Source organism: Pseudomaricurvus alkylphenolicus (assembly GCF_011683955.1).
Taxonomy (GTDB): Bacteria; Pseudomonadota; Gammaproteobacteria; order Pseudomonadales; family Cellvibrionaceae; genus Pseudomaricurvus; species Pseudomaricurvus alkylphenolicus.
In genome coordinates this window covers 1-1,691 of the sequence record NZ_JAAQPI010000057.1, presented here as the reverse complement: position 1 = coordinate 1,691, position 1,691 = coordinate 1, and the positions used below count along the sequence as shown (strand labels likewise).

Here is a 1,691-nt window from a genome sequence, read left to right as displayed (position 1 = left end):
GGTTACAGTGGCACCGAGGAACTAGCCTTCAAATAAAAATAATGGTCTCCCCGTCGTTCGGAAAAGAAAGAGTAATCTCTACTCCCTCTGTAGTAGCTTCCAGTTCAACTTTTTCGTCGCTTATCTACACTATTCCCCACTGTAAGTGCTTTATTGAACCGATATGTTGAATCCGTCTATAAGGAGCTTAGGAATGAACCTCCCCAGCGACACAGCCGTGTCTTCGAGCGAACTACATGTATCCGTTGATTACGATCAGCTAGCGGATCTAATCGTCCAGAAACTGCGAAAAACTCCGCTTGATAAAGACGTGATATGGAACGCTGATGACTGCGCCGAGTACCTCAGGGTGAAACGCAGGCAGTTCATCGATCGAATATCGAAGAAACCTGGTTTTCCTATGCCACTGAACTGCGGGAGCAAATGGTTAAAATCCGAAGTGATAGCCTGGGTCAAGAAACGATAGTTGTAGCGGGCTCCATCACCATCAATGAAACCCGCCATTCACTGCTTCAATCCAACAATTCGGCAATGTGATGCGCTTTTTTGTTGTAGTAGGTCATCAGCTGGCGAATGTCTTTGTGTCCTGTAACACGAGCCAGATCCATTACCTCCAACTTCTGAGCCAAACGAGTCGTCCCCTCGTGGCGTGAATCATGAAACGTCAAGTCATCGAGGCCTGCCTGTTCCCTGGCTTTACGAAAGAGCGTACTGAGTGTACCCGAAGAAAGTCGGAACACTGGATCATCGTTAGGGAACGGCTCCAACCGCTTCAACAACCGAACAGCCTCTGTCGACAGCGGAACGGTTCGGGGGTGGCCGTTCTTGGTTTTCGGCAGAAACACGGTCCGCTTTTTGAAATCTATATCTGCCGCCCGAATAGAGCAGATCTCTCCCGCGCGCATTGCAGTTTCAAACGCAAACAACAGCGCTACCGCGACACGCTGGCACTGCATGGTCACCGCCCAATCCTCGCTATAGCTAAGCGGAATCAGCAACGCCTCGATTTCCTCTGGTTCGAACAAGCGCTCACGATGCGGTGGGTTCGAGGGGCACTTCAAATCTAGACCGAATTGTGCTCCATTAGATTCCAACGACGAGCTTGCGTCATCGTGTGGCGCAGTAGATTCAGCTCGCGATTCACCGTTGAGGACTGAACCGTTTTGAGCCTGTCCTCAATATAGTCTTCGAAATCCTCTCGCTTGAGATCGACCAATCGTTTTTCAGCGATCGGTAATTCCCGGAACTTGTCGATTCGACCCTGTTCCCAATCGGCCCCACCTTTAGTCGGCGAAATTTCTTTGGCGTATCGGTTGAGTAGCTGATCGAACGTAGCGCGCAGGTCCACGTTATCGCCAAGCAATGACAATTCCTGCTCGGTTTCTCTGGCCCAGGCGCTGGCCTGTGATTTGGTTTGAAAGGTTTTACTTTTGCGGTGGCCATTCAAAGTGATTTGCACCTGCCACTTGTCGCCCCGCTTCCGTACAGTCGCCATAATTCAAAATCCCTCTAAAGTCGCTTTTTTGTCGCGATTTTGTCGCGCGCGTCGCAGATATTATAGGGTTTTTAGTGGGAAGCTGGGTTTTTTGAAACGCCAAAATTACGCTGAAACCCGCGTGAAATGGGGCTTTGCGAGAAGTAGAGATTTAGCCGAAAAGGGTGATGGTACCGGAGGCCGGACTTGAACCGGC

2 protein-coding genes are annotated in these 1,691 nt (G+C 50.2%); both read right to left on the bottom strand.

Annotated features, from left to right (window positions below; genetic code table 11):
* Nucleotides 1-512: 512 nt before the first annotated feature.
* Nucleotides 513-1,025 (bottom strand): site-specific integrase, encoded by a 513-nt coding sequence (locus HBA55_RS37075; RefSeq protein WP_167001270.1) that lies wholly within the window; start codon nucleotides 1,023-1,025, stop codon nucleotides 513-515.
* 38 nt (nucleotides 1,026-1,063) lie between these two features.
* Nucleotides 1,064-1,495: a site-specific integrase gene (locus HBA55_RS37070; protein ID WP_167001268.1), complete on the bottom strand. Its 432-nt coding sequence runs from the start codon at nucleotides 1,493-1,495 to the stop codon at nucleotides 1,064-1,066.
* Between the last annotated feature and the right edge of the window lie 196 nt (nucleotides 1,496-1,691).